Annotated in this window: 22 protein-coding genes and 1 pseudogene; 18 read left to right on the forward strand and 5 right to left on the reverse strand. The window is 46.3% G+C overall.

Annotation, left to right across the window (positions count from 1 at the left end; all coding sequences use genetic code 11):
• Positions 1–130 precede the first annotated feature (130 nt).
• From QUA44_RS16790 to QUA44_RS16820, 7 genes are all read left to right on the forward strand, one after another.
• The gene (locus QUA44_RS16790) at positions 131–742 is read left to right on the forward strand and encodes a hypothetical protein (RefSeq protein ID WP_333252748.1); all 612 of its coding nucleotides are present in this window, start codon (positions 131–133) and stop codon (positions 740–742) included.
• Between the two features lie 155 nt (positions 743–897).
• Positions 898–1,449 carry an SH3 domain-containing protein gene (locus QUA44_RS16795; protein ID WP_333252746.1) on the forward strand — a complete coding sequence of 184 codons (552 nt, stop codon included), beginning with the start codon at positions 898–900 and terminating at the stop codon, positions 1,447–1,449.
• A gap of 14 nt (positions 1,450–1,463) precedes the next feature.
• Positions 1,464–2,585, forward strand: a complete 1,122-nt coding sequence (locus QUA44_RS16800; protein WP_333252744.1) for a hypothetical protein — start codon at positions 1,464–1,466, stop codon at positions 2,583–2,585.
• Between the two features lie 296 nt (positions 2,586–2,881).
• Entirely contained in the window at positions 2,882–3,868 is a 987-nt protein-coding gene (locus QUA44_RS16805) for a mechanosensitive ion channel family protein (RefSeq protein WP_333252742.1), read from the forward strand.
• Positions 3,869–3,888: 20 nt separating this feature from the next.
• Positions 3,889–4,524 carry a DUF2254 domain-containing protein gene (locus tag QUA44_RS16810; RefSeq protein ID WP_333252740.1) on the forward strand — a complete coding sequence of 212 codons (636 nt, stop codon included), beginning with the start codon at positions 3,889–3,891 and terminating at the stop codon, positions 4,522–4,524.
• 16 nt (positions 4,525–4,540) lie between these two features.
• Positions 4,541–5,215 (forward strand): DUF2254 family protein, encoded by a 675-nt coding sequence (locus tag QUA44_RS16815; RefSeq protein ID WP_333276637.1) that lies wholly within the window; start codon positions 4,541–4,543, stop codon positions 5,213–5,215.
• Positions 5,216–5,232: 17 nt separating this feature from the next.
• On the forward strand, positions 5,233–5,985 hold the full coding sequence (locus QUA44_RS16820) for a hypothetical protein (RefSeq protein ID WP_333252738.1): 753 nt from the start codon (positions 5,233–5,235) through the stop codon (positions 5,983–5,985).
• A gap of 5 nt (positions 5,986–5,990) precedes the next feature.
• On the opposite strand, the gene QUA44_RS16825 is transcribed toward QUA44_RS16820, so the two are convergent.
• Positions 5,991–6,167, reverse strand: coding sequence for a hypothetical protein (locus QUA44_RS16825; RefSeq protein WP_333252736.1), 177 nt, complete (start codon positions 6,165–6,167; stop codon positions 5,991–5,993).
• Between QUA44_RS16825 and QUA44_RS30725 the strand changes: the two genes are divergently transcribed.
• The 4 genes from QUA44_RS30725 (at position 6,136) to QUA44_RS16840 (ending at position 11,195) form a co-directional block, all read left to right on the forward strand.
• Positions 6,136–6,345: an HPP family protein gene (locus QUA44_RS30725; protein ID WP_445243733.1), complete on the forward strand. Its 210-nt coding sequence runs from the start codon at positions 6,136–6,138 to the stop codon at positions 6,343–6,345. The genes QUA44_RS16825 and QUA44_RS30725 overlap by 32 nt on opposite strands.
• A gap of 244 nt (positions 6,346–6,589) precedes the next feature.
• Complete coding sequence (locus QUA44_RS16830; protein WP_333252734.1) at positions 6,590–7,351, forward strand: ZIP family zinc transporter; 762 nt, start codon at positions 6,590–6,592, stop codon at positions 7,349–7,351.
• Positions 7,352–7,542: 191 nt separating this feature from the next.
• Positions 7,543–9,972, forward strand: coding sequence for a bifunctional serine/threonine-protein kinase/ABC transporter substrate-binding protein (locus QUA44_RS16835; protein WP_333252732.1), 2,430 nt, complete (start codon positions 7,543–7,545; stop codon positions 9,970–9,972).
• A 503-nt stretch (positions 9,973–10,475) separates the two neighbouring features.
• A complete protein-coding gene (locus QUA44_RS16840) occupies positions 10,476–11,195 on the forward strand; it encodes a PHP domain-containing protein (RefSeq protein WP_333252730.1) in 720 nt (239 codons plus the stop codon).
• Positions 11,196–11,452: 257 nt separating this feature from the next.
• Here QUA44_RS16840 and QUA44_RS16845 read toward each other — a convergent pair whose 3' ends face one another.
• The gene (locus QUA44_RS16845; protein ID WP_333252728.1) at positions 11,453–12,619 is read right to left on the reverse strand and encodes a CO2 hydration protein; all 1,167 of its coding nucleotides are present in this window, start codon (positions 12,617–12,619) and stop codon (positions 11,453–11,455) included.
• Between the two features lie 245 nt (positions 12,620–12,864).
• The gene (locus tag QUA44_RS16850; RefSeq protein ID WP_333252725.1) at positions 12,865–14,379 is read right to left on the reverse strand and encodes an NADH-quinone oxidoreductase subunit M; all 1,515 of its coding nucleotides are present in this window, start codon (positions 14,377–14,379) and stop codon (positions 12,865–12,867) included.
• A 128-nt stretch (positions 14,380–14,507) separates the two neighbouring features.
• Here QUA44_RS16850 and QUA44_RS16855 point away from each other — a divergent pair.
• Positions 14,508–15,115, forward strand: a pseudogene (locus QUA44_RS16855) (Uma2 family endonuclease).
• A gap of 166 nt (positions 15,116–15,281) precedes the next feature.
• On the opposite strand, the gene QUA44_RS16860 reads toward QUA44_RS16855, so the two are convergent.
• Together QUA44_RS16860 and QUA44_RS16865 are read right to left on the reverse strand one after the other, a co-directional pair.
• Positions 15,282–17,156, reverse strand: a complete 1,875-nt coding sequence (locus tag QUA44_RS16860) for an NAD(P)H-quinone oxidoreductase subunit F (protein WP_333252723.1) — start codon at positions 17,154–17,156, stop codon at positions 15,282–15,284.
• 141 nt (positions 17,157–17,297) lie between these two features.
• Positions 17,298–17,531, reverse strand: coding sequence for a hypothetical protein (locus QUA44_RS16865; RefSeq protein ID WP_333252721.1), 234 nt, complete (start codon positions 17,529–17,531; stop codon positions 17,298–17,300).
• Between the two features lie 384 nt (positions 17,532–17,915).
• On the opposite strand from QUA44_RS16865, the gene QUA44_RS16870 reads away from it, so the two are divergent.
• From QUA44_RS16870 to QUA44_RS16895, 6 genes are all read left to right on the forward strand, one after another.
• The gene (locus QUA44_RS16870) at positions 17,916–18,227 is read left to right on the forward strand and encodes a carbon dioxide-concentrating mechanism protein CcmK (RefSeq protein ID WP_006635059.1); all 312 of its coding nucleotides are present in this window, start codon (positions 17,916–17,918) and stop codon (positions 18,225–18,227) included.
• A 96-nt stretch (positions 18,228–18,323) separates the two neighbouring features.
• Positions 18,324–18,665 (forward strand): carbon dioxide-concentrating mechanism protein CcmK, encoded by a 342-nt coding sequence (locus QUA44_RS16875; protein ID WP_006635058.1) that lies wholly within the window; start codon positions 18,324–18,326, stop codon positions 18,663–18,665.
• 278 nt (positions 18,666–18,943) lie between these two features.
• Positions 18,944–19,249: a EutN/CcmL family microcompartment protein gene (locus QUA44_RS16880; RefSeq protein ID WP_172186882.1), complete on the forward strand. Its 306-nt coding sequence runs from the start codon at positions 18,944–18,946 to the stop codon at positions 19,247–19,249.
• A 157-nt stretch (positions 19,250–19,406) separates the two neighbouring features.
• The gene (locus QUA44_RS16885) at positions 19,407–21,044 is read left to right on the forward strand and encodes a ribulose bisphosphate carboxylase small subunit (RefSeq protein WP_333252719.1); all 1,638 of its coding nucleotides are present in this window, start codon (positions 19,407–19,409) and stop codon (positions 21,042–21,044) included.
• A gap of 286 nt (positions 21,045–21,330) precedes the next feature.
• Positions 21,331–22,008, forward strand: coding sequence for a carbon dioxide concentrating mechanism protein (locus tag QUA44_RS16890; protein WP_333252717.1), 678 nt, complete (start codon positions 21,331–21,333; stop codon positions 22,006–22,008).
• A gap of 205 nt (positions 22,009–22,213) precedes the next feature.
• A complete protein-coding gene (locus tag QUA44_RS16895) occupies positions 22,214–22,987 on the forward strand; it encodes a BMC domain-containing protein (RefSeq protein WP_333252715.1) in 774 nt (257 codons plus the stop codon).
• Positions 22,988–22,992 lie beyond the last annotated feature (5 nt).

The following is a 22,992-nucleotide window of genomic DNA, read 5'->3' on the forward strand; positions in this document are numbered from 1 at the left end:
ATTTAACAATTATTTGCAATAAGTGGAAATTAAAGCCGTCCTAGAAGGACGGGGCTTTAGACCCAATTTTTTGGTAAAATTAAATTACCTTCAAAAAAAAATAACCACGTAACGCAGGGGTTAATCTTTTATGACTTATCCAGATCGATCGAGCAGTGACCTCACTGATCCTACAATCGTCAATCCGCTGGTGGATTACCACGACCAAGTGAGGTGGGGGCCAATTTTGGCAGGAATTGCGATCGCTCTGGGCACTCAACTACTTTTAAGCGCTTTGGCAATGGCGATCGGATTAAGCGCCGGTGCAACAGGTGCGGATGCAGGTTCCGTTGGTCTTGGGGTAGTAATTTGGTCGATTATCAGTTTGCTGATTTCCCTATTTTTGGGAGGTTGGGTGATGGCTCAAAGCTGCGGCCCTATGACAAAGAAAACAGCACTTTTGAATGCAGCAATTATGTGGGGAGCTACATTAGCACTTAGTTCTTGGTTATTAGCAACCGGGATATCGGGTGCTGTTGGCGCTGCCGCTGCTAATGCTGGAGAAATTGCCAATCAAGTACAACAACAGGGCGGCGTTAATATACCGAATCAAGCGCCGAATGTAGACCCAAATCAAGTTCGCGATCTAGCTGGTAATACAGCTAAAGCTACTTGGTCATTTCTACTGGGCTCTTTGCTGAGTTTGGCAGCGGCAATGATGGGTGGTGCAGTTGGCGCTCGCAAACCTCGCGTTTATGCTTGATTAGCGATTATAAAACCAGAAAATTCAACAAGCACACCAGCGAGTCGAATGATTTTATACCATTGTGATGATGATTCATCCTTTCTTGGAGAAGATGAACAAGCTAAAAACCTTTTCTAAGGTTTTGGCATAGAGATTTAAAAGGAGATAAAGCGATGCAACAGCAGAGGATCTGGCAAAAATATACAAGGTTAACAAGTTCGATCTTGTTAACGGCAACGGTTTTAGTTGCTCCCTCGTTCGCCGCTAATACAAATCAAAAACAGATTCAAGGTGAATATTTACTAGCGCAAGCTTCAGACAACTGTCGCCAGGTTATTGCGAGGAATGGCCTTAATGTTCGGCGACAACCGACAGCTAACAGCGAAGCGGTTGGCATCATCGGTTCCTCACGAAATGTGACGATTCAAAATCTTGGTGAGAATGGCTGGGTACCAATTACAGCCCCCATACAAGGCTACGTATATGGTGGTTTTCTCGGAGCGTGTGAAGCCGCAACCGCCCCGCCTCCTACTAACTGCCGCCAAGTGGCAGCCGCCAGAGGAATTAACGTACATCAAGCACCTTCCACTGATGGGGAAAGCGTTGGAGTCGTCGCGAGTGGACGAAGAGTGACGATTGAAAGTTTAGGAACGGATGGTTGGGTGCCCATTACAGTGCCACTGAGAGGCTACGTCCAAGCTGAAAACCTGGCGTATTGTAGTTAATTGAAAAAACAGTGATGGATGACCAATCAAACCCAAAAAAACAAACTAATTCACAGCAAAAGTCTGGTTTGTTAAATTTCATTGCCGAGACAACAGAATCTGCACTGAATACAGGTAAAGCGGTTGTTGACACAGCAGTTGATTGGGGGGAAGCTGCTGCTAAACAAACTTATAGATTGATTGGACAAGCGACGCAAGGAACCGGAGATGCGGTAACTTATGTTGGCAATCTTCCCTTTGTTAAACAAGTGGCAGGGGTACTCAGACTTGATTGGTTAGTTGGGGTCAGCGATCGCATCGACTTAGCCAAAGCGGAAGCTCAAGTCAAGGAACTCCAACAAAAGTATCCCAATGAATATCCCAGCGAAATTGCCCATCGCATTATGGTGGAAAAAGCAATTCACGCCGGTGGTGTTGGATTTGCTAGCAGCATTTTACCTGGTGTCGCGGCTGCACTGCTGGCGATCGATTTAGCCGCAACTACTGCGATTCAAACCGAAATGGTTTATGAAATTGCCGCCGCTTATGGGATGGATTTGCAACAGCCAGCCCGAAAAGGTGAGGTTTTGGCAATTTTTGGGTTAGCGCTAGGCGGTAGCAATGCAATGAGAGCTGGTTTGGGCTTTTTACGCAACGTACCGCTGGCTGGCGCGATGATTGGTGCGAGTACGAATGCTACAATGCTGTACGCGCTGGGATATGCGGCGCGCCAATTTTACGAAGCCAAACTGAGGGAAGAGACTGAAGAACCTGGAACCGAAACGCTCGAAGCGATCCAGCAACAAAGCGAGAAATATCTCGATGTTGCGATCGCCCAGCAAGCAGCGATGGATCAAATTATGGTTCACATGATTTTGGCAACTTATCCCAACAAAAACTGGGAAGATATTCTGCCAGAATTGAAGGCATTGCAATTAAATGCCGATTCTCTCAAAAGGGTTGCTGCTAACATCAAGTCCCCTAAACCATTGGGTGCATTGTTAGAGCAACTTAACCCGGACTTTGCAGTACCGCTATTAGCTCAATGCCGTCGCATTGCCGAAAGTAGCGGAGAGGTTTCCGAAGCAGAACAGAGGGTGCTCGATGCGATCGCACAAAAACTCAACGGTCAAGATGTGGCTTCGATATCCACTTGAAAAAAATTGTTGGTGCGTTAGCTTTCTGCGTAACGCACCATCCCCAATATTTACTGTCGCTGTGTAAGTCCTAAATTAGCCTCACGTTAGAGTAATCTAGAGCCTTAAGATAGAGTTTGACATGGCTAATTTTAATACTATAGCAATCCTAAATCGTTCAGATAAATTTGTAGGGGTCGTGCCCCCGTGCCTACCCCCTATCTATTGGGGCAACCACGGGGGGATTGCCCCTACAATAATTACGCAAATCATTTAGGATTGCTATATCAATAACGACTGATGCAAGAGGAAGTTTTATGACAGCAGAAATATCCGGAGTCTGGGACAAGATTGAGAGCATGATCAATGGCTTCATTGTCCTGCTGCCTAATATGATGCTAGCGTTCATTGTTTTTGCAATCTTTTTCTTTGTTGGGAGGTCAATTAAGAGAGCGGTCAGGCGGCTTACCCGCAACCACCGCCAATCCCGGAATTTGGGACTGGTGTTGGGAAGGTTAGCGCAGGGTATTACTGTTCTGGTTGGTCTGTTTATTGCCTTGTCGATTGTAATTCCCACATTTAGAGCAGGCGATTTGGTGCAACTGCTGGGAATTAGCGGGGTAGCGATTGGTTTTGCCTTTCGCGATATCTTACAAAACTTCCTAGCTGGTATCCTAATTCTTTTGACGGAACCGTTCCAAATCGATGACCAGATTGTGTTTAAAAACTTTGAGGGAACGGTAGAAAATATTGAAACTCGCGCTACAACAATCCGAACCTATGATGGTCGCCGGATTGTAATTCCCAATGCGGAATTGTTCACCAATTCTGTTACTGTGAATACTGCCTTTGATAAACGCCGGATGGAATACGACGTTGGTATCGGCTACGGCGATGATATTGACCGAGCCAAGCAGTTAATGATGGAAGCCATGCACGGTGTGGATGAGGTTTTGAATGACCCTGCTCCTGACGTGCTGCTGATGGAACTTGCAGGAAGTACCGTCAATATCCGCGCTCGATGGTGGATTGCTCCGCCACGACGAATGGACGATCTGCGATCGCGGGACAAGGTGCTGTATGCGATTAAGAAAAATCTGACTGCCAATGGGATCGACTTGCCCTTTCCTACGCAGCAAATTTTGTTTCACGACCAAACCGAAGAGACGGATGGCGATCGCAAACGTCAACGCGAAGGATGGCCCGCTGGTAATGGCGAAGTTCCCAAACCCCTCAGCATCAGCGGTTCTCTGCGAAAACTAATTGAACTGCGATCGCAACAAGACGGCAACGGCAACGGATAATCTTAACCCCACCCCAACTCATGAAAAATGTCAAGTTAAGCAAACTTTGGGACTCGCTGCACTCTAGCTACTGGTTTATCCCAACGTTGATGGCGCTGGGGTCGATAATTTTAGCGATCGCCATGCTGACACTTGACCGCACGGGTAATATACCAAACTGGAGGTGGATTTACACGGGTGGAACCGATGGTGCGCGATCGGTTCTTTCATCGGTTGCCGGTTCAACGATCAGCGTTGTTGCTACAGCTTTTTCCATTACTATTGTGGCGCTTCAGTTGGCGAGTTCAAATTTTTGCCCCCGATTGCTGCGTAATTTTATGCAGGATACGGGCAATCAAATCATGCTTTGTACTTTCATTGGCACGTTTATTTACTATTTAGTCGTACTGCGAACCATTCATGCAGAAGGAGAAGAATACAGTCTCTTTGTACCCCAACTCTCGGTTACAGTTGGTACTGGATTGGCAATTGCCAGTATCGGGGTACTAATTTACTTTATCCATCACGCATCAACCATTATTCAAGCGTCCCATGTAATTACTCAGGTTAGTGGCGATTTAGACAAAGCTCTAGATCGTCTGTTTCCCGAAAAAATCGGAGAAGGTAAAGCGAACAACTCGCGAGAAGTGGGAGAAATTCCTGCAAGCAAATTTTGACTCGGAAGCAAGTCCAATCAAAGCCACTGGTGAGGGTTATTTGCAAGCAATCGATGACGACAAATTAATGAAAATTGCCCGTCAGTACAATCTGCTTGTACGTCTTAAAACTCGATCGGGAAAGTTGATCGTCAAGGGCAGCGATTTAGCGATGGTTTTCCCGGAAAAACAAATGAATCAAAGCCTGAAACAACAGATGAACGATGCTTTTATTCTGGGTCAAGAACAAACTGAATATCAAGATGTAGAATTTCCCATATATCAGTTAGTTGAAGCCTTACGTGCGATTTCTCCTGCTATCAACGATCCGTTTACTGCGATTCGGTGTATCGATCGACTCAGCGCCGGATTATCCCGCCTCGCTCAAAGGGATTTTCCCTCGCCCTATCGCTACGACGATGAACAGAATTTGCGCGTCATTGTTGAAGGAGTGACCTTTGAAGGGTTAGTCGATGCTGCCTTTAACCAAATTCGCCAGTACAGTAAATCAGATGTGGCGGTAACAATTCGCTTATTGGAAGCTATAGCTTGCATCGCCACTTACACCCGCAATTCCAAACAACGAGAAGCTTTACGCCGTCACGCGGAGATGATTTTAAATAGTAGCAGCGAACAAATCTCTCAGGAGCAAGACCAGAAAGATGTGCAAGAAAGGTATCACCAAGTCATTAAAGCTTTAAGACATGATTAATTTGGTAGAGCAGAATTATGGTAATAACAGCAGCTTTGCGATCGGCTCCTAATACTTTAGCTTTAACCGCGCTGATTGCCATTGGTTTAGCGCTGACACATTTATTTTTCGGCAAGTTGCGGTTTGCTCCTATTCCTCGCAATCGCTGGCTTTCAGCAGCAAGCGGGGTTTCGGTAGCGTATGTTTTTGTGCATATTTTACCGGAATTAAATCAGCACCAAGCGGTATTAGAGCAAGTAGAATCAGGAGTTATTTCCTATTTAGAACACCACGTTTATTTAATAGCTTTGTTAGGATTGATTATATTTTACGGCTTGGAGCGAATTGCAAATTTATCTCGTCAGCGTCGCGAAGAGGATGTGACCAGTCCTGGTGTTTTTTGGTTGCACATTGGCTCTTTTTCAATCTACAACGCTCTGATTGGCTATCTGCTGCTGCATCGGGAACAACCGGGCATTACCAATCTGCTGTTGTTTTCTTGTGCAATGGCACTGCACTTTGCAGTGAACGACTCTGGTTTGCGGGAACACCACAAGCATATTTATGACCGCATCGGGCGCTGGATACTAGCAGCAGCTATTATTGTGGGGTGGGTGTTGGGTAGCGCTACTGAGATTGGAAAAACTGCGATCGCAGTTTTATTTGCTTTTTTAGCCGGAGGAATTGTTCTCAACGTCCTCAAAGAAGAATTGCCAGAAGAACGAGAAAGTCGGTTTTGGGCATTTGTCCTTGGTGCTGGAATTTACACGGCTCTTTTATTGGCTTTGTAGAGGAATCAAAGGCAGCCCAAACGTTCGAGGTTAAAACCATTTGAAGGAGCCAATCGTTCTTTCAGACGCAGTTTAAAATTACCGGGATAATTTTTCCGATCGCTGCTACCAACAGCGACGGTATTAACAGTCTTAACTTTAGTCGAATTTCTGAGCGATCGACGTTTATTATTCGCATCCATTGCTGCCAGTTCATTCTTAATTTATCTAGACATCCAACACAGCACAAACGAAGTCAAAAGCCGGGTGGTTTCTCACATGATTGCAGCAACGATTGGTTGGTTGACTGATGATCTAATTCTTGGGCCAGGATATCCGTCAGCGGAGACTGCGATTAGGATCAAATATCGTTATTATTGATTGAATAATGCTAGTTAAAAAATTAGCCATCTCTTCCGTTAGAAGCCTGCGGCTATCCCTGGTTTTGAGTCAATCGCATCCTGGGGTAAAAAAGTTAATGTTGAGGGGAACACTAGCGACTATAACTATGAGGAATGTACTTAGCAGATTAGGTAAAAAACCCGGTTTCTGGCACCCATCCGTAAGTCGTATATATAATTAATTTTTAGGCGCGCATAAAAAAAATTCGTCTGAGGTTGAGCTGATGTTTCCAGTGTGGTTGCAGGCAGGATTTTGGGGTTTACTGGGGGGGTCGGCGCTGCTACTGGGAGCGGCGGTGGGTTACTTTGTCAGCATTCCCCAGCGCGCGATCGCGACAATTATGGCTTTTGGCGTCGGTGTGCTGATTTCAGCGCTATCCTTTGAACTGATGGATGAAGCTTACAAGCGCGGCGGTTTCGACTCGACGGCGATCGGCTTTTTGGGGGGCGCTACAGTCTACACCGCCGCCAATTGGTTTTTGAGTCAACAGGGAGCAAAACACCGCAAGCGATCGGGCGCTTTGCACCCAGCTAAAAAAGAATCAGGCGATGGCGGATTAGCCATCGCCCTCGGCGCGCTGTTAGACGGGATACCGGAGTCGATCGTCATTGGTGTCAGCATGATTTCTGGAGGTGCTGTCAGTTGGGTGACAGTAGCGGCAATTTTCCTCTCCAACATTCCCGAAGGGCTCTCCAGCGCCGCCGGCATGAAAAAAGCCGGGAGATCGATGGGTTACATTTTTGGAGTTTGGGGCGCGATCGCAGTTATTTCCGGTATCGCAGCATTATTAGGATATACGCTTTTTAGCCACTTTTCTGCGGAAGTAATAGCCGCTACTACCGCCGTAGCAGCAGGGGGTATTTTAGCCATGATCTCAGATACTATGATTCCCGAAGCATTCGAGGAAACTCACGATTTTGCTGGACTAATTACTGTCTGCGGTTTTTTAGCTGCTTTTGTACTGAGTAAGTTAGCAGAGAGATAATTAATTAGTCATTAGTCATCAGTCACCAGTCATCAGTAATGGAGAATAGGGAATGAGGAATTGCTGACATTTATAGTGTTTTTGAGATCGACCCAGACGAATTTGACATATTGCCAAGCTGTATCTGGCAACGAAAAAGCTTATAATCAACATTAAAGACCGCAGCCTGTCAAGAGGTTTTGGAAAAATATATGTGTCTCAAATTAGGGCATATCCTCCACAAAAGCTACAAAATTATCGCTGAGTTGGGACAGGGAGGGTGTGCGATCACCTACACGGCTAACGATCTAAGTAGACCCGGAAATCCCCTGTGCGTTGTTAAGGAAATTCCTTTTCCCTCATCGAACGATCCGCGCGTTTTGGAGATGGCAAGGAGGCGATTTGAAAGGGAAGCTAGCGCTTTGTACCGTCTCGGCAATCACTCGTGCATTCCCGAATTATTCGCTTGCTTTGAAGAAAATAGCAATTTTTACTTAGTTCAAGAATACATTCAAGGACATCCGCTCAAGAAGGAAGAACTCACTCCCGGTAAACAGTGGACGGAGAGACAAACTGTTGCTTTTTTGCGGGAAGTTCTGGAAATATTAAAATCAGTCCATCAAGAAAATATTATTCACCGCGACATTACACCTGCTAACTTAATTCGGCGTGAAACAGATAAAAAGATTGTTTTAATTGATTTTGGGGCTGTCAAAGAAATCAGCACTTTTACCTCTAACTCTACAGGTGAAATATTAACATCGCAGGTGATCGGCACTAGCGGTTATATGCCGGCCGAACAATACAACCCGCGGTCTCTCCCGCAACCCTACAACGACATTTACGCCCTCGGAATCATCGCCATCCAAGCTCTCACTGGCCAACGTCCCACCAATCTGCCGCAAGACCCCGAAACTGGGGAAATTGTCTGGGATTACTCGACGCCCGATCGCCCTGCGGTACAAGTTAGCGACAAGCTCAAAAATATTGTAACCAAGATGGTGCGTTTCCACTTTCAAGACCGCTACCAATCTGTGGATGAAGTTTTGCAAGACTTGGATTTGTCGATCGTTAAAGGGCCCGAGTTACCCAAAACTTCGCGGAAGTTGCGATCGCACTTTCGCTGGCTGCTGTTCGGCGTTGCGGGAATTGCGGCTTTTGGGGCGATCGTATTTCTAATCCCCAGAATTTCCCCGCTAATCCCCAGAATTTCCCCGCAACCAACGCTGCCTACACCCTCCGGCGATGGTGTAAGTTCCGGCAGAAAACTCCTAGTGCAAACCTCTGCCCTGTGGTCAAAACAAAGGGGAATCAATGAGTTTGCCGACTCAAATTATCCCGAAGCTTTAAAATTGCTCAAACAGTCCTGGCGGGAAGACCGCAGAGATCCAGAAACTTTAATTTACATCAACAATGCTCTGCTGAAGGCAATAAATGCAGAATATTACACGATCGCAATTGTTGTTCCCATTCGCAGAAATCAGGACGGCAGCATCCTCAACGCAAATTTAGCAGAAGAACTGCTTCGTGGCATTGCTCAAGCTCAAACCGAAGTTAATTTAGGTCTTCTGGCTGCAAATGAGAACAATAAAAATTTTCCCGGTCAAGGCTTTCTCCAACCAAAAGCTATTAAAGGAAAAGGTCTCAAAGTCATCATTGCTGATGATGGCAATATCAAATCCTACGCGATTCAAAGGGCTAATTATCTGGTCGCTCAGCCCGATATTCTAGCAGTTATCGGCCACTACACCAGCGACATGACTGTAGAAACCGTAGATATTTACAATCGAAATCAACTAATCGCCATTTCTCCAGGAAGCACAACAGAAGAACTGACGAGAAAACCTCGAAAATTTTTCTTTCGGACGGCTCCGACAACTAGAATAGAAGCTGAAGCTTTAGTAAATCAACTGCTCTTGGTCGGTGAGAAAAAAGCCGCAGTATTTTACAATCCCAACAGTCCGTTTAGCGCTTCTTTGTGGGAAGAATTCAAAGAGCAATTTGAAGCCAAAGGAGGCTCGACTTTTAGAATTAGGAATTATTACGATTTATCTAAAAATAATTTAGACGCCGAAGCAGCAATCAAAGAAGTTGAGAAAGCCGGAAAAACAGCCTTACTTGTCATTCCCGACGGTCAAGTCACTAATTCCCTGGAAAATGCGATCGCAATGATTAAAGCTAATGGCGATCGCAATTGGATTGTCGGGCCCTGGACTCTGTACGAACCGAGAACGTTAGAAGTAGCAAAAGAGCTAAAGTCTGTTGAAAAACTGGGCATATCTGTGTTTTGGCATCCATTAATAAGTTTTGACAAAAAATTTCCGCAAAACGCTGAAAAATTGTGGGGAGGCCCGGTCAATACTCGATCGGCTTTAACCTACGATGCCGCCCGGACGCTGATTAAAGCCCTCGAAATGCAGCCAGAACCTAGCCGCCAAGGAATGCAAAAAACCTTAGCCGATCCCAACTTTAAAGCCGAAGGAGCCTCGGGTATAATTGAGTTTGACTCGAAGACTGGAAATCGGAAAAACCCTCCTAAACGAGTGGCGCATATTGTACCGTGTTCTAGAGAACAGTTTGGAGTTACATTTGTGCCGATCGAATTTTCCACAGCCGCAGCCGCAGGTTTAAAGTGCGATTGAATTGATATAGCAATCCTTGCAGGAGTCGTAAACTTTTTACCCCACCCCAACCCTCCCCTTACCAAGGGGAGGGAGTAAGAAATTCACAAATGATGCGAGGATTGCTATCTCTTGTGGCATTTTCCACAAACCTTTTAAGCGTGGGCAGGGTGCCCACTCCACAATAAAATTTACTCTTTGTGGAACAGGCCGGAAAGCCTGTTGCTGAGAATGATGCAATAGGTGCGAGTAAATTGATATCTTGCGGCATTCTCCCCAAACCTGTAGAGGCGAGTTTTACCAACTATAAATTGCCTAAAATCAATAATCTCATAAACCCGCCCCCACCCGACAATAAAATTCTGGATAAAGAATTGTGCAAGATGTGCGAGTGAATTGATATTTTGTGCCGAACGCAACAATCCGCCAGATGTTTCAATCCTACAGCCGACTCTTGCCACAGGTGCAACATATCAATTTATTAGATATATTAAACAAGGTTAGTTTTTTTTATAATAACGCTTATGGCTGTCAATCTAGCTTCCCCAACAAGTTCTAGTCTCAAACCAGAAGCCCAGAATATCTCAGCACTCAAACAAGTCTTTGAGGCAATTGATGCCGATAGCTGTCCGGGTTCCTATAATTTTCATATGCACACAGTCTACTCCGACGGGCGATTGCAGCCAGAGAAATTGATGGAACAAGCCATAGCCGGAGGTCTCAAAGGCTTAGCTATCACCGACCACCACAGCACCCAAGGCTACGTTAAAGCTCAAATTTGGCTGGATAATTGGAAATTAAACCATCCTGACAAAGATAGCGAAGCACCTAGTCTCTGGACAGGCGCTGAAATTAATGCCGAATTGCTTAACAATGAGGTACACATTCTCGGTTACGCCTTTGATCCGCAACATCCCAGTCTCCAACCATACCTACGAGGTAAAAGTACAGAAGGCACTTATTGTTATTCAGCAGCTAGGGTAATTGAAGCTATTCATGAAGCAGGAGGTTTAGCAGTTCTCGCACATCCTTGCAGGTATCGATCGAGTGCAGATAAACTAATCCCAGAAGCAGCCCGTTTCGGCATTGACGGTGTAGAAATTTACTATGCTTACGGTAATCCCAATCCTTGGAAACCGAGTCCCAAACAAACTGCTTTAGTCAAAGAATTAGCAGAAACTTATGGTTTGCTGGGAACTTGTGGCACGGACTCTCACGGCCTGAGTCTTCTAGTCCGAATCTAGTAGTTGGGGAATTGGGAATTGGGAATTGGAAGTTGAAAAAAAGGTGCGTGACAGTCCAAAGTCACAAACTACAAGTCAAAGCTTTCTCGCTGTCACACACCCTACAACTAATGACTAATGACTAATGACTAATGACTAATGACTGAGGGCGGGTTTTGCCCTTTTTTTAGTCATTTGTATCATATATCCTTAGCTAAATCCGCCCCTACAAAATGCTGATGACTAATGACTGATGACTAATGACTGATGACTAATGACTACCGTTCTGGGAACAACTGACAGGCCCGGTTAGTTGGCTGATTTGCCCAATCCAAGCGAGAATTCCCAAATCGATCCATCCAAGCTTCCAAATAAGCCCGATTAGCCTTTTTTTCCTCTGGGTCTGAGGTATTCATCGGATGAGGTGCTAGACCCAAAATAGTCGCCGTCGTCACGCAAAACATTGACTTCTGAAAACTTTGGCAAATTTGCACGCGCACATCGTCTTCGCCGCGACAGCTAGTGCGATAAACTTCGTGCAAATACTCCGGCAAATAATGACGCATATCTTGCATCAATTGAGTTGGCGGAATCCCTGCACCTCCAATAGGTAAAGGGTCAGCAAACAAAGCCCCGTAGGCAAAATCTTTTTGTTTTTCCGGGATTTGATGAGCTTGAGCGTTGTAGGAAACTGTGCCAAAAAAAGCTGTACCCCGAAAGAAAACAGCCTCTACATAAGGCACGGCTACATCTGGTAAAAATGTCAAGTTAGCCGATGCCGGAATGATATCGTAGACTTGACCGTGAATCTTGACGCTGTAGGTAATCGGTAGGCTGGCCCCGGCGACTAAACCGGCTTTGACAAAATCAACTACATCAGAAATAGACTTAGTTTCCCCTCGATCGTAGGAATCAGATAAGTCCATAAACAAATCGCTCATTACCCGCCAAAACTGACCGAGACCGGTGTAGTAAGCCAGCATCCGCACTTGTTCCGGCAAAAAATCAGGAAATGCTTTGTTGAGTCCCTGCATGAAAAAATTGCCTTTCAGTTTAGCAGCGATCGCCTTTTCGGCCAAACTGCTAAATTCCGGGGAATCCAAATAACTGTCCAAACCCCCGCCGCCGTGCCAAAGCATTGTTTTCATGCAATACTCAGCATACTCAAAATTTATGCGATCGTGCCACAAATAGCGCCTTAATTTGGGCAGCGTCACCTCTCCGTTAAAATATTTAAAAAACGGAAAAAGCACTAAAAACTGTTCTTCGGCAATATAATTGAGATTGCGAGAATAGGCATCTAAAACAATAGCATAACTTTTCAGAACGCCGACAACTTCAACCACATTTTCCGTAGATTCAGGCAGTAAAGCTTTGCCTGATTCCAAGATATCAATGTATGCGGAGAGGGGATGGGCAGAGGGTTTTAATACGGTACTTGTCATTTGATTTGAACCTTCATTGAATAACTGTTTTATTACCGAGCAATTCAGAATCCAGAGAAAGGTTTGTAGTGAGGACTTCAGTCATTATCGGCTCAAAGCTTTGTTAAAGGACTGAAGATGGGGAGAGAGAGGGCGGGTTTTGCCTTCACAAACTGCCTGGTATCATATATTCTTAGCTAAACCCGCCCCTACAAGATACTATTGTTTTTGGCAATTATCCACTTACTACAAACCTATGACAGATATCAATCCATGTTTTGAGCAACTTGTTTAACTTGCGCGGGCACAGCCGATACTAAGCCGATCGCAGTTTTCTCGCTCAAAGCAACTAAAACACCAGGTTGCACTCCCATGATGGCGATAATTACTGCTAAAACCAGCGAAGGAATGCGATCGCGCCAGCGGACTTGCGGCAAATTTACCACCACATCCGAAAGGCGGCCGAAAAAGGCGCGGTTGACCATAATTAAAAAGTAAACTGAAGTTAAACCAGTGCCGATCATGCAGAGCAAAGTTTGCACGGGAAACACTGGCAAACTGCCCCGAAAAATCAAAAATTCAGCAATAAATCCCGACAACCCCGGAATGCCGGCACTTCCCATCACCCCGAGGATCATTAAACTGCCAATCATCGGCAAACCGCGATCGGGATTGAATAAACCTTTGAGCACATCGATGTTGCGGGTGCCGGATTTTTTGTAAACAATACCGACACTCAAAAATAGGAGCCCCGAAATTAAACCGTGGCTAACCATTTGCAAAACAGTTCCCAACATACTAATCGGAGTAGCTGCGGCGCTAGCTAACAAAATGTAGCCCATGTGAGCGATCGAACTGTAAGCTACAATTTTTTTCATATCTTTTTGGGCGATCGCGCAACTCGCCCCGTAAAGCACACTCACCACAGCCCAACTCGCCAACCAAGGTGCCGCCACCGCCCACGCCTCGGGAAACAAACCCAAACCAAAGCGTAGCATCCCATAAGTCCCCAGCTTCAAAAGCACCCCCGCCAGCAGCACCGAAACCGGCGTCGAAGCTTCTACGTGAGCATCCGGCAGCCAAGTATGAAAAGGCACCAAAGGCATCTTAATACCAAAAGCCAGCAACACCCCTGCCAGCAAAACAATTTGCCTTACCAAAGGCAATGGCAATCCTCCTTGCAAATGCGATGCGCCCGCTGCACCAACCATATCGAAACTAGAAGCACCGCTAAGCCAAGCAGTGCCCAAGAAAGCAGCCAGCAGCACAATTCCGGAAAATGCAGTATAGATTAAAAACTTAGTAGCAGCATAACCCCGGCGCTCGCCTCCCCAAATCGCAATTAACAGGTAAAGCGGAATCAATTCTACCTCAAAAAACAGGAAAAACAGCAGCAAATTTTGAGATAAAAAAGCCCCTGTTACGCCGCCGGTAATTAACAGAATCAAAGAATAATAAAGTCGAGGTCTGCGGATCGACTCATCCGTAGCATAAATAGCTATTCCTGTCAGCAGAGTATTTAAAATTACCAAAGGCAGAGACAAACCATCAACGCCGAGATTATAATTCAATCCCAAAACATCTATCCAAGGAATAAATTCCGCAAACTGCAACTGACTGGTACTGGCATCAAACTGAACTGCCAAAATCACCGAGAGAATAAAAGTTATACCCGCAATGGCGATCGCTACATTCCGAACTATTTTAGGACTCACTGAACCGGGCCAGAGCCCAATCAGGGCAGCAGCCAACATTGGTATCCAGATTAAAGCACTGAGCATCAATTAAAACTTTCCTTTGTTACACAGTATTTAGAGTTATATTTAACATTAACGCAAAGCAACTACATATAAAAGCGATCGGCTGATTTTCTTGTTAACATAGATTCAAATGTCTCTGGAATCCTCCTATGACCTCAAGTCTTACAGATCGAGAAGATTTGCAAATTAAATCCGGTTCTCGTTCCACCCGCCTCACCGTTGCCGACTTGGAACAACTGCAAGGTATACTCTCGGAAGCACATCTAGACTACCAATTAGAACTCGTAGACGGGAAGATTATCCTTATGGGCCCATCAGACATTGTATCGAGCGAAATTGGGGCAGAGTTTGGCAGACTTTTGGGCAACTGGGTTAAACCTCGCAAACTCGGACGAGTATTTGAATCTAGCGGCGGGTTTATCCTCCCCAATTCCGATCTGAGATTTCCCGATGTTTCTTTTGTGCCGATCGCCTCAAACAACGTAAAAGGTATTTTGCCGAACTTGTTCCCGACTTAGTTGTAGAAATCAACTCTCAGTCCGATCGCCTCAAACCCCTCCGAGAAAAAATTCTATCATTTATCGAAAGCGGAGCCAAAGTAGGAATATTAATCGACCCGGACAAGCGCACAGTAACAATTTACACTTCGACAGCCGAGCCAGTTGTATTGAGAGACGGCGACATGATTTCAATTCCCGAACTGTTACCCGGTTGGGAAGTTCCGGTTGCCGAATTGTGGCCGATCGAGTTTGAATAAAATTAGATAAAAAAGCAGACAAACCCAGAATAAAATCATCTGCGTACCCTTCGGGAAGGCTTCGCCTACATCCCCGTTCATCCGCCCTCATCTGCGGTTAAAAATTAAATAACATCAGACAAAAAGCAGACAAACCCCGAAAAATTTATCTGCCAACCTCTGCGGTTCAAAACTGCCAAATAGTCAACGCCAGCAACACAGCAACCCCCCCCGCAATAGTCAACACATAAAACTGCGATTGACCGGTGCCGGTGTACTTCAACCCTTCACCGCTGAAAATTGTGGCAAAACCGAACAAATTCACTGCCCCATCCACCACATACTTATCAGTCCAAGCGCTGATTTTAGAAATCGAAGCCACAGCCCAAACCACAGTCAAGCGGTAAACTCGATCGATATAAAAGTCGTAAGCAAACAAATCCTGCACCGCTGGAATCGGCAGCCGTACCGGTCGAGGTAAAACGTCGTACCAATAAATCGCCACGCCAACCGCCACGCCAATCAAGCCAGATAACATTAACAGCGGAGTATCCAGAGTCTTCAACAGCAAATTTAAAGTATCAAAATCCCCAGTTGTCGCCCAAGGCCCAGTCCAACTAATTAACAGTTGCCACTTCTGCAATATCCAAGGCACCAACAGCCCAATCACCGTCAAAATTACCATCGGCAAAGCCATCGGCCAACCAACTTCTGGAGCTCTGCGAGTTTTTGGCTGCGGTTTTCCCACAAACACTAAACCGAATATGCGAGTTAAATTTAGCGCTGTCAAACAGTTAACCAAAAGCAATACAACTACTAACCACAAGGGCACTGTCCAAAAACCGTTGAGCCAGCGTCGCATCGCCCAAAAGTTGCCCAGAGGTAACAGCGCTACCATCCCTGCAGCGCCTACTAAATAAGCCATAGTCGTGGCAGGCATCTTCGACCACAACCCACCCATTTCTGTTAAATTTTGAGTGTTAGTTGTGGTAATAATTGACCCTACGCTCATGAATAATAGTGCTTTGGCGATCGAGTGCGCGAACAGCAACAGCAAAGCAATGTCAACTTGATTGAGTCCCACCGCGATAAACACTAAACCCAAGGAAGCGCTGGTAGAATGCGATAGTGTTCTTTTGATGTCGATTTGGGCGATCGCTACCAAGGAAGCGCCAACCGCCGTCACCGCACCCAAAACCACCAACACCACACCAGTCACCGGCGACAGCGCTAAAACAGGCTGAAGTTTAATCAAAATATAAGCGCCAGCACCTACAACAACCGTATTCCGCATAATCGAAGCCGGGTTGGGCCCTTCCATCGCCTCGTCAAGCCACAAATGGAAGGGAAATTGAGCGCACTTGGCTGTAGGTGCAGCGATTAAAGCCAAACCTAAAAGAGTCGCTACCAAAGGAGACAAAGTTGCAGTTGCAGCCCATATTTCTAAATCGGAAAAATTCAAACTTCCCGCTAAAGTAGAAAGCGTCACTACTCCCATCAGCAGCGGTACGTCTCCTACACGCTTTGTTAAAAACGCATCTCTAGCCGCCGTTACTACCAGCGGTTGAGCGTACCAAAACCCGACTAGCAAATAAGTTGAAAGCGTCAGCAATTCCAACAAAGCGTAAGTTAGCAGCAGCGAGTCGCTAATGGCAATGCCACTAATTGCTCCTTCAAAAAAACCGAGCAGCCCAAAAAATCGAGCTAGCGCCCAGTCTTTTTCCATGTAGCCAAGAGCGTAAATTTGTGCTAGCAGACTCAGAACTGTAACTAACTCCATTGCTCCGACGCTGATGGTGGAGATTTCTATGGCAAAAGACAAATTTAAATCTGCTGCTTGCACCCAGTGTACGAGCAACTGTTGGGGGGGTCGATCCCACGTTGCTCTAAAAATCACCGTTCCGTGGATGAAAGCCAATACAGTCATCAACAAATTGAAGTAAGCTGCAGGCCTCGGCCCTGTGGTGCGAACGGTTCCTGTAGACCACGGCAAAGTTAAAATTGCGCCAATTAAGCCATATAAAGGAACCCACCAACAGGCTTGGAGGAGAAATTCAGTCATTTAATTTATCCCTTAAACTTGAAATTACTGGCTGCCTTTATACAAAAACAGTCGCGGGCGATCGCCCGACACCCTAAAACTTTGACTAAACCCGATCGTATAGTTGTGGCAAAATAATTTGCACTCCAGATTAACTATACATTAAAGCATCAAAACTGATAATTCTCTCAACACAAATTTACTGGCTGAGCAGAAGAGGCACTCAAACAAAAAAATGCCTGCCGATGGGCCAAGACTGCCTTTTTCACCAATTTCCCCGCGATCCCCCTTTTGGAATCCCCAAGTTTCCAGGCAGTGATCAGCTCCGCCTTTACCAGAAAGAATTGGTTTAAAGCCCCAAGCCTTGTAGGGAGAAATTAAAAGAAGACTATTCATTACTCCAATCCTCGGACTTCCAGGTAGAGGTCGCACTCAACTGTCAACTGTCAACTGTCAACTGTCAACTGAAATACCGAACTCTACTTTGTATGAGTATTATTACTTACTTTGATACCCCTCGCCGTCGGCATCTACCCCTCTTTAATATTAAGATTATTAAATAAATATTAAATTATTTTAAGTAACATAAAAAATTTTAATTTTTGTTATTAAACATTATGATGTTAGTTTATATTGTCAAGGTGGACAGCTTCCCCTATTCTTATAGGATAGGAAGCTTTACACTGCATTACTAAATAATGTGGGCCTCCCCGTCCAAATTTTTAGATTTCTCAAAGATTTGTAACGGTAATTTCGCTCATCCTCAAAGGAGATTCAAAAATGTCAATTGCCGTGGGAATGATTGAGACAAAAGGTTTTCCCGCTGTTGTGGAAGCTGCCGACGCTATGGTCAAAGCTGCTCGCGTTACCCTTGTGGGCTATGAAAAAATCGGCAGCGCCCGCGTCACCGTAATTGTGCGCGGCAACGTGTCGGAAGTTCAAGCCTCAGTGGCTGCCGGAGTGGAATCCGTCAAGCGGGTGAACGGCGGAGAAGTCGTATCTACCCACATCATCGCTCGCCCCCACGAAAACCTAGAATACGTTCTGCCGATTCGATATACAGAAGCAGTAGAACAGTTCCGAGGCTACTAAGTTCTTAGCGCACAAAAATTTCCTTAAAAGAAAATTTGTGCGATCGTCAAAAATTAACAGTTTAGTTCCCCAAATATTCAATCAGGAGTAAAACCAATGGCAATTGCAGTTGGCATGATCGAAACATTAGGCTTCCCCGCAGTGGTAGAAGCCGCTGACGCGATGGTCAAAGCAGCCCGCGTCACCTTGGTAGGCTACGAAAAAATCGGTAGCGCTCGCGTTACGGTCATTGTAAGAGGAGATGTCTCGGAAGTGCAAGCTTCTGTCGCAGCCGGAGTAGAGTCAGTGAAGCGCGTTAACGGCGGACAAGTGATGTCCACCCACATTATCGCCCGCCCTCACGAAAACTTGGAGTACGTGTTGCCCATTCGCTACACCGAAGCTGTAGAACAGTTCCGTGAAGGCGTGAGCGGCATTCGCCCCCTCAACAGATCATAAGATAGGCGATTCCCTACGGGATAGCTTCGCTTCACGGCTGTTAGGGGCGTTTGGTAATTAAAAATTAAAAATCGCGATGTTTTTGATTTAGCATTTTTAATTTTTAATTGAGGTGGGCATGGGATATTGGTTATTAGTCATGAGTCATGAGTCATGAGTCATTAGTTACTAGACGAAGCTTTAAAAGGCGGACAACGGAAATCGGACAGAGCTAATAAAAAAAACAAGTGACCCTGTAAAAATGACAATTACCAATTACCTATTACCTATTACCTAAAATGCAAATGGCCAAAGTTCTCGGCACAGTTGTCAGTACCCAAAAAGAGCCGACGCTGAGAGGATCGAAATTTCTCCTGCTGCAATTCATCGATGAGGAAGGTTCACCAGTTCCCGGCTATGAGGTAGCCGCTGACTGCGTGGGCGCTGGTATAGATGAATGGGTTTTAGTAACCCGAGGCAGCGCAGCCCGGATCGCCCCCGGCAGCGAAAACCGTCCGATCGATGCTCTAGTAGTAGGCATTATAGATACTGTCAATGTAGAAAACCGCCTCATTTACAGTAAAAAAGACGACCCGTACCGCTAGTTGACAGTTGACAGTTGACAGTTGACAGTTGACAGTTGGCAGTGAACAGTGAACAGCTAACAGTTGACAGTGAACAGTGAACAGTTGACAGTGAACAACTAACAACTAACAACTAACAACTAACAAAAAGATTTTTCAGTTTAGGAGAACTTAATTTATGGCAGTCCGCAACGTTGCGGCTCCCCCGACGCCTTGGTCGAAAAACTTGGCTGAGCCCAAAATTCACGACACCGCCTTCGTACATTCCTTTTCTAACATTATTGGGGATGTGCAGATCGGTTCTAATGTGATGATTGCCCCCGGGACATCTATCCGCGCCGATGAAGGCACTCCTTTTTATATCGGACAAAGCAGTAACATTCAAGACGGAGTAGTGATTCACGGCCTAGAACAAGGCCGAGTCACAGGAGACGACGGCAAGTCCTATTCTGTGTGGGTGGGGAAAAATACTTCCCTCACCCACATGAGTTTAATTCACGGCCCTGCCTACGTGGGTGACGAGTGCTTTATCGGCTTTCGCTCTACGGTGTTCAATGCCAGAGTGGGCAACGGCTGCATTGTGATGATGCACGTACTAATTAAAGATGTGGAGATTCCCCCCGGTAAGTACGTACCTTCGGGAGCCATCATCACTAATCAGAAGCAAGCCGATCGCTTGCCTGACGTTCAAGATTCTGACGTTCAATTTGCTACCCATGTCATCGGCATCAATGACGCTCTGAGAACGGGTTATCGCTGCGCTGAGAACATCGCCTGTCTAGCACCAATTCGCAACGAGCAAACTAAAAACCCCAATATGACTCAAACCAAATATTCTACCCATGCCGGCACCCAATTGAGTTCTTCTCTAGCCGATAGCATCCGCAATTTACTAGCCCAAGGATACAGCGTGGGAGCCGAACACGCCGACGCGCGCCGCTTCCGTACCGGTTCTTGGCGCACTTGTGGCCCGATTTCCTCAACCCGCGACTCTGAAGTAATCGCGGCTTTGTCAGCTTGCATGGCTGATCACCAAGGAGAATACGTCCGCTTGATCGGGATTGACACCAAAGCCAAGCGCCGCGTACTAGAAGAAATCGTCCAAAGACCGGGAGACAATGGCTCTAACGGTTCTAACGGTGCGAAAACTCACCAATCTAACGGTAAAGTTGCACAACAAGCTTCATACCACAATAGCGGTTCCGTGTCAAGCGGAAAATTGAGTGCCGAAACAGTGGCTCAGGTTCGTGGCTTGCTAGCTCAAGGCTACAAGGTGGGGACGGAACACGCCGATGCGCGCCGCTTCCGCACTGGTTCTTGGCAAAGCGGGGCTTCGCTGCAAGTCAGAAACGAATCTGAGGCGATCGCCGCTTTGGAAGCTGTGATGAACGAATATACGGGCGAGTATGTGCGTTTGATCGGGATTGATCCGAAAGCTAAGCGCCGCATAGTTGAAGAAATTATTCAGCGTCCCGATGGCCCGGTTGCTCAATCGGCTAAGCCGGCTGGAACATCGGGATTCAAAGCAGCTTCGACTGGTGCGGCTGGTAGTGGAAAGTTGACTGGTAAGACGATCGACCAAATCCGCAATTTGCTTTCCCAAGGCTACAAAATTGGCACAGAACACGCCGACGCGCGTCGTTTCCGTACTGGTTCGTGGAGTAGTTGCGCGCCGATATCATCTAACCGCGAATCGGAAGTGATTTCCGCTCTCGAAGGCTGTATGACAGAACACAGTGGCGATTACGTCCGCTTGCTTGGTATCGACTCCAAGGCCAAGCGCCGGGTTCTCGAAGAAATTATCCAACGCCCTTAATTTGTCAGGTAATTAGCTGGTTTCTCCCGTTAAGTTCTCTGTTGGGCTGGCGGGAGAAATGCAATCGCATTGAAGTTAGATTTTAGATATTTAGAGAACTCGATTGAGAAGTATTGGTCAAAATCTAGAATCTTCTGAAACTTTCTAGAAAACGTTAAAGCCTCAAGCTTCTTAGTATACTAAATCCTAGTTTCTTAGCTTGAAAGGATTAATTGTATCAGTCGAGAAAACCGATAATTTAAAGTCCTTATATCTAAAATTATAGCTCCTTTCATGGTGAAGTTGAATGTATTTATCGCCACTGCAATTAAGTAGCAACTCTCAGATTTTGATGAGTGGCGATGTAGTTGTGAATGAGGGTGCGGCGATCGCCCCTGGAGTCATCCTGCAAGCAGATCCGGGTAGCCGGATCTTGATCGCCGCCAGTGCCTGTATCGGTATGGGAGTTATCCTTCACGCCCGTGAAGGTACTCTGGAAATCGCGGCGGGCGTTATTCTGGGTGCAGGGGTGCTGGTGGTAGGTGCGGGGACGATCGGGGAAAATGCCTGTATTGGCGCCGGGACGACCATAATCAATCCTTGTATAGACAAAATGCAAATTATGCCAGCAGGTTCTCTAATCGGAGATACCAGCCGCCAAGCCGCCGCAGAAGAAGCAACCGCAGCGCCAACAGCAGCGCCAACATCACCAGAAACCCCCGAAGCCACTACGCCACCAGTCGATCGACCGATCGAGCCGATCGAGCCGCCACAACCCACCCAAACACCGCCTCAAACAGCGCCAGAGACTGCCCCAGACCCGCCGGAATCCACCGCTGCAGAGCCTCCCCAACCAGGGGAAACGCCAACTATTCTGTACGGTCAAGCTCACATCAATCGGCTGTTGGGGACGCTGTTTCCGCACCGGCAAGCTTTTAATCGATCGGAGGAAAACGGCCAAACTCTATCGGGCGGTTCCGGGTAGCCGTCATTTCGCCAAAAGGCAGCTATGCTGAAGGCAGAAAGATCAAATATAAATAGGTAATCTCATATTATTGGTAGCTCAGCAATTTGTAAGGCCTTGCAGCAGCAATCTGTGTCTTGTAGCTCGTGCAGTCTGTCTTCTCATCTGAGAAACTATAAACTATCAACAAATTTTTATTTTGGGAAGTTTCTAAGGGTAATAGAAGATGGACGGACAAACAGATCGTAACAGTCACGAAGAGCGATCGCAGCGCCAGGAATACTTCAAAGACACTGCTTTGGGTTTGGTATCCACCAAGAGTTTTCCGGCAATTGTGGGGACTGCTGACATGATGCTGAAGTCGGCAGGGGTGATTTTAGTAGGATACGAAAAAATTGGTTCCGGTCACTGTACTGCGATCGTCCGGGGCAGAATTTCCGACGTGCGTTTGGCGGTGGAAGCTGGAGCTCAAACTGCCGAACAGTTCGGGCAGTTTGTTTCTAAGTTGGTGATTGCTAGACCTTTGGCTAATTTGGAAGTGGTTTTGCCGATCGGCTTTCGCCTGACTCAACTGTCGGAAAGTGGCAGTTATTCTCGGTTGAGCAATCAGGCGATCGGTTTGCTCGAAACCCGGGGATTTCCGGCAATGGTCGGCGCTTGCGATGCTATGCTCAAATCCGCAGACGTACACTTGGCCGCCTACGAGAAAATTGGCGCCGGTTTGTGCACGGCAATTATTCGCGGTGCAGTCGCAGATGTAGCAGTAGCCGTAGAAGCGGGGATGTACGAAGCTGAGCGAATTGGCGAGTTGAACGCGGTGATGGTAATTCCGAGGCCTTTGGAAGATTTGGAGCAAACTTTGCCGCTGGCGAGTTGCTGGATAGAGCACCGTCAACCTGTGATGATGCCCGTGTCCGTTAAGGAAAAGGAACAAGAATTGATCGAACTTCCAGATTTGGAGAAATTGACTGTTTATGTGGAAGAGGAAGTCGAACGGTAATCGGT

Source organism: Microcoleus sp. N9_A2 (assembly GCF_036701775.1).
In the GTDB taxonomy this organism is placed as follows: domain Bacteria; phylum Cyanobacteriota; class Cyanobacteriia; order Cyanobacteriales; family Microcoleaceae; genus Microcoleus.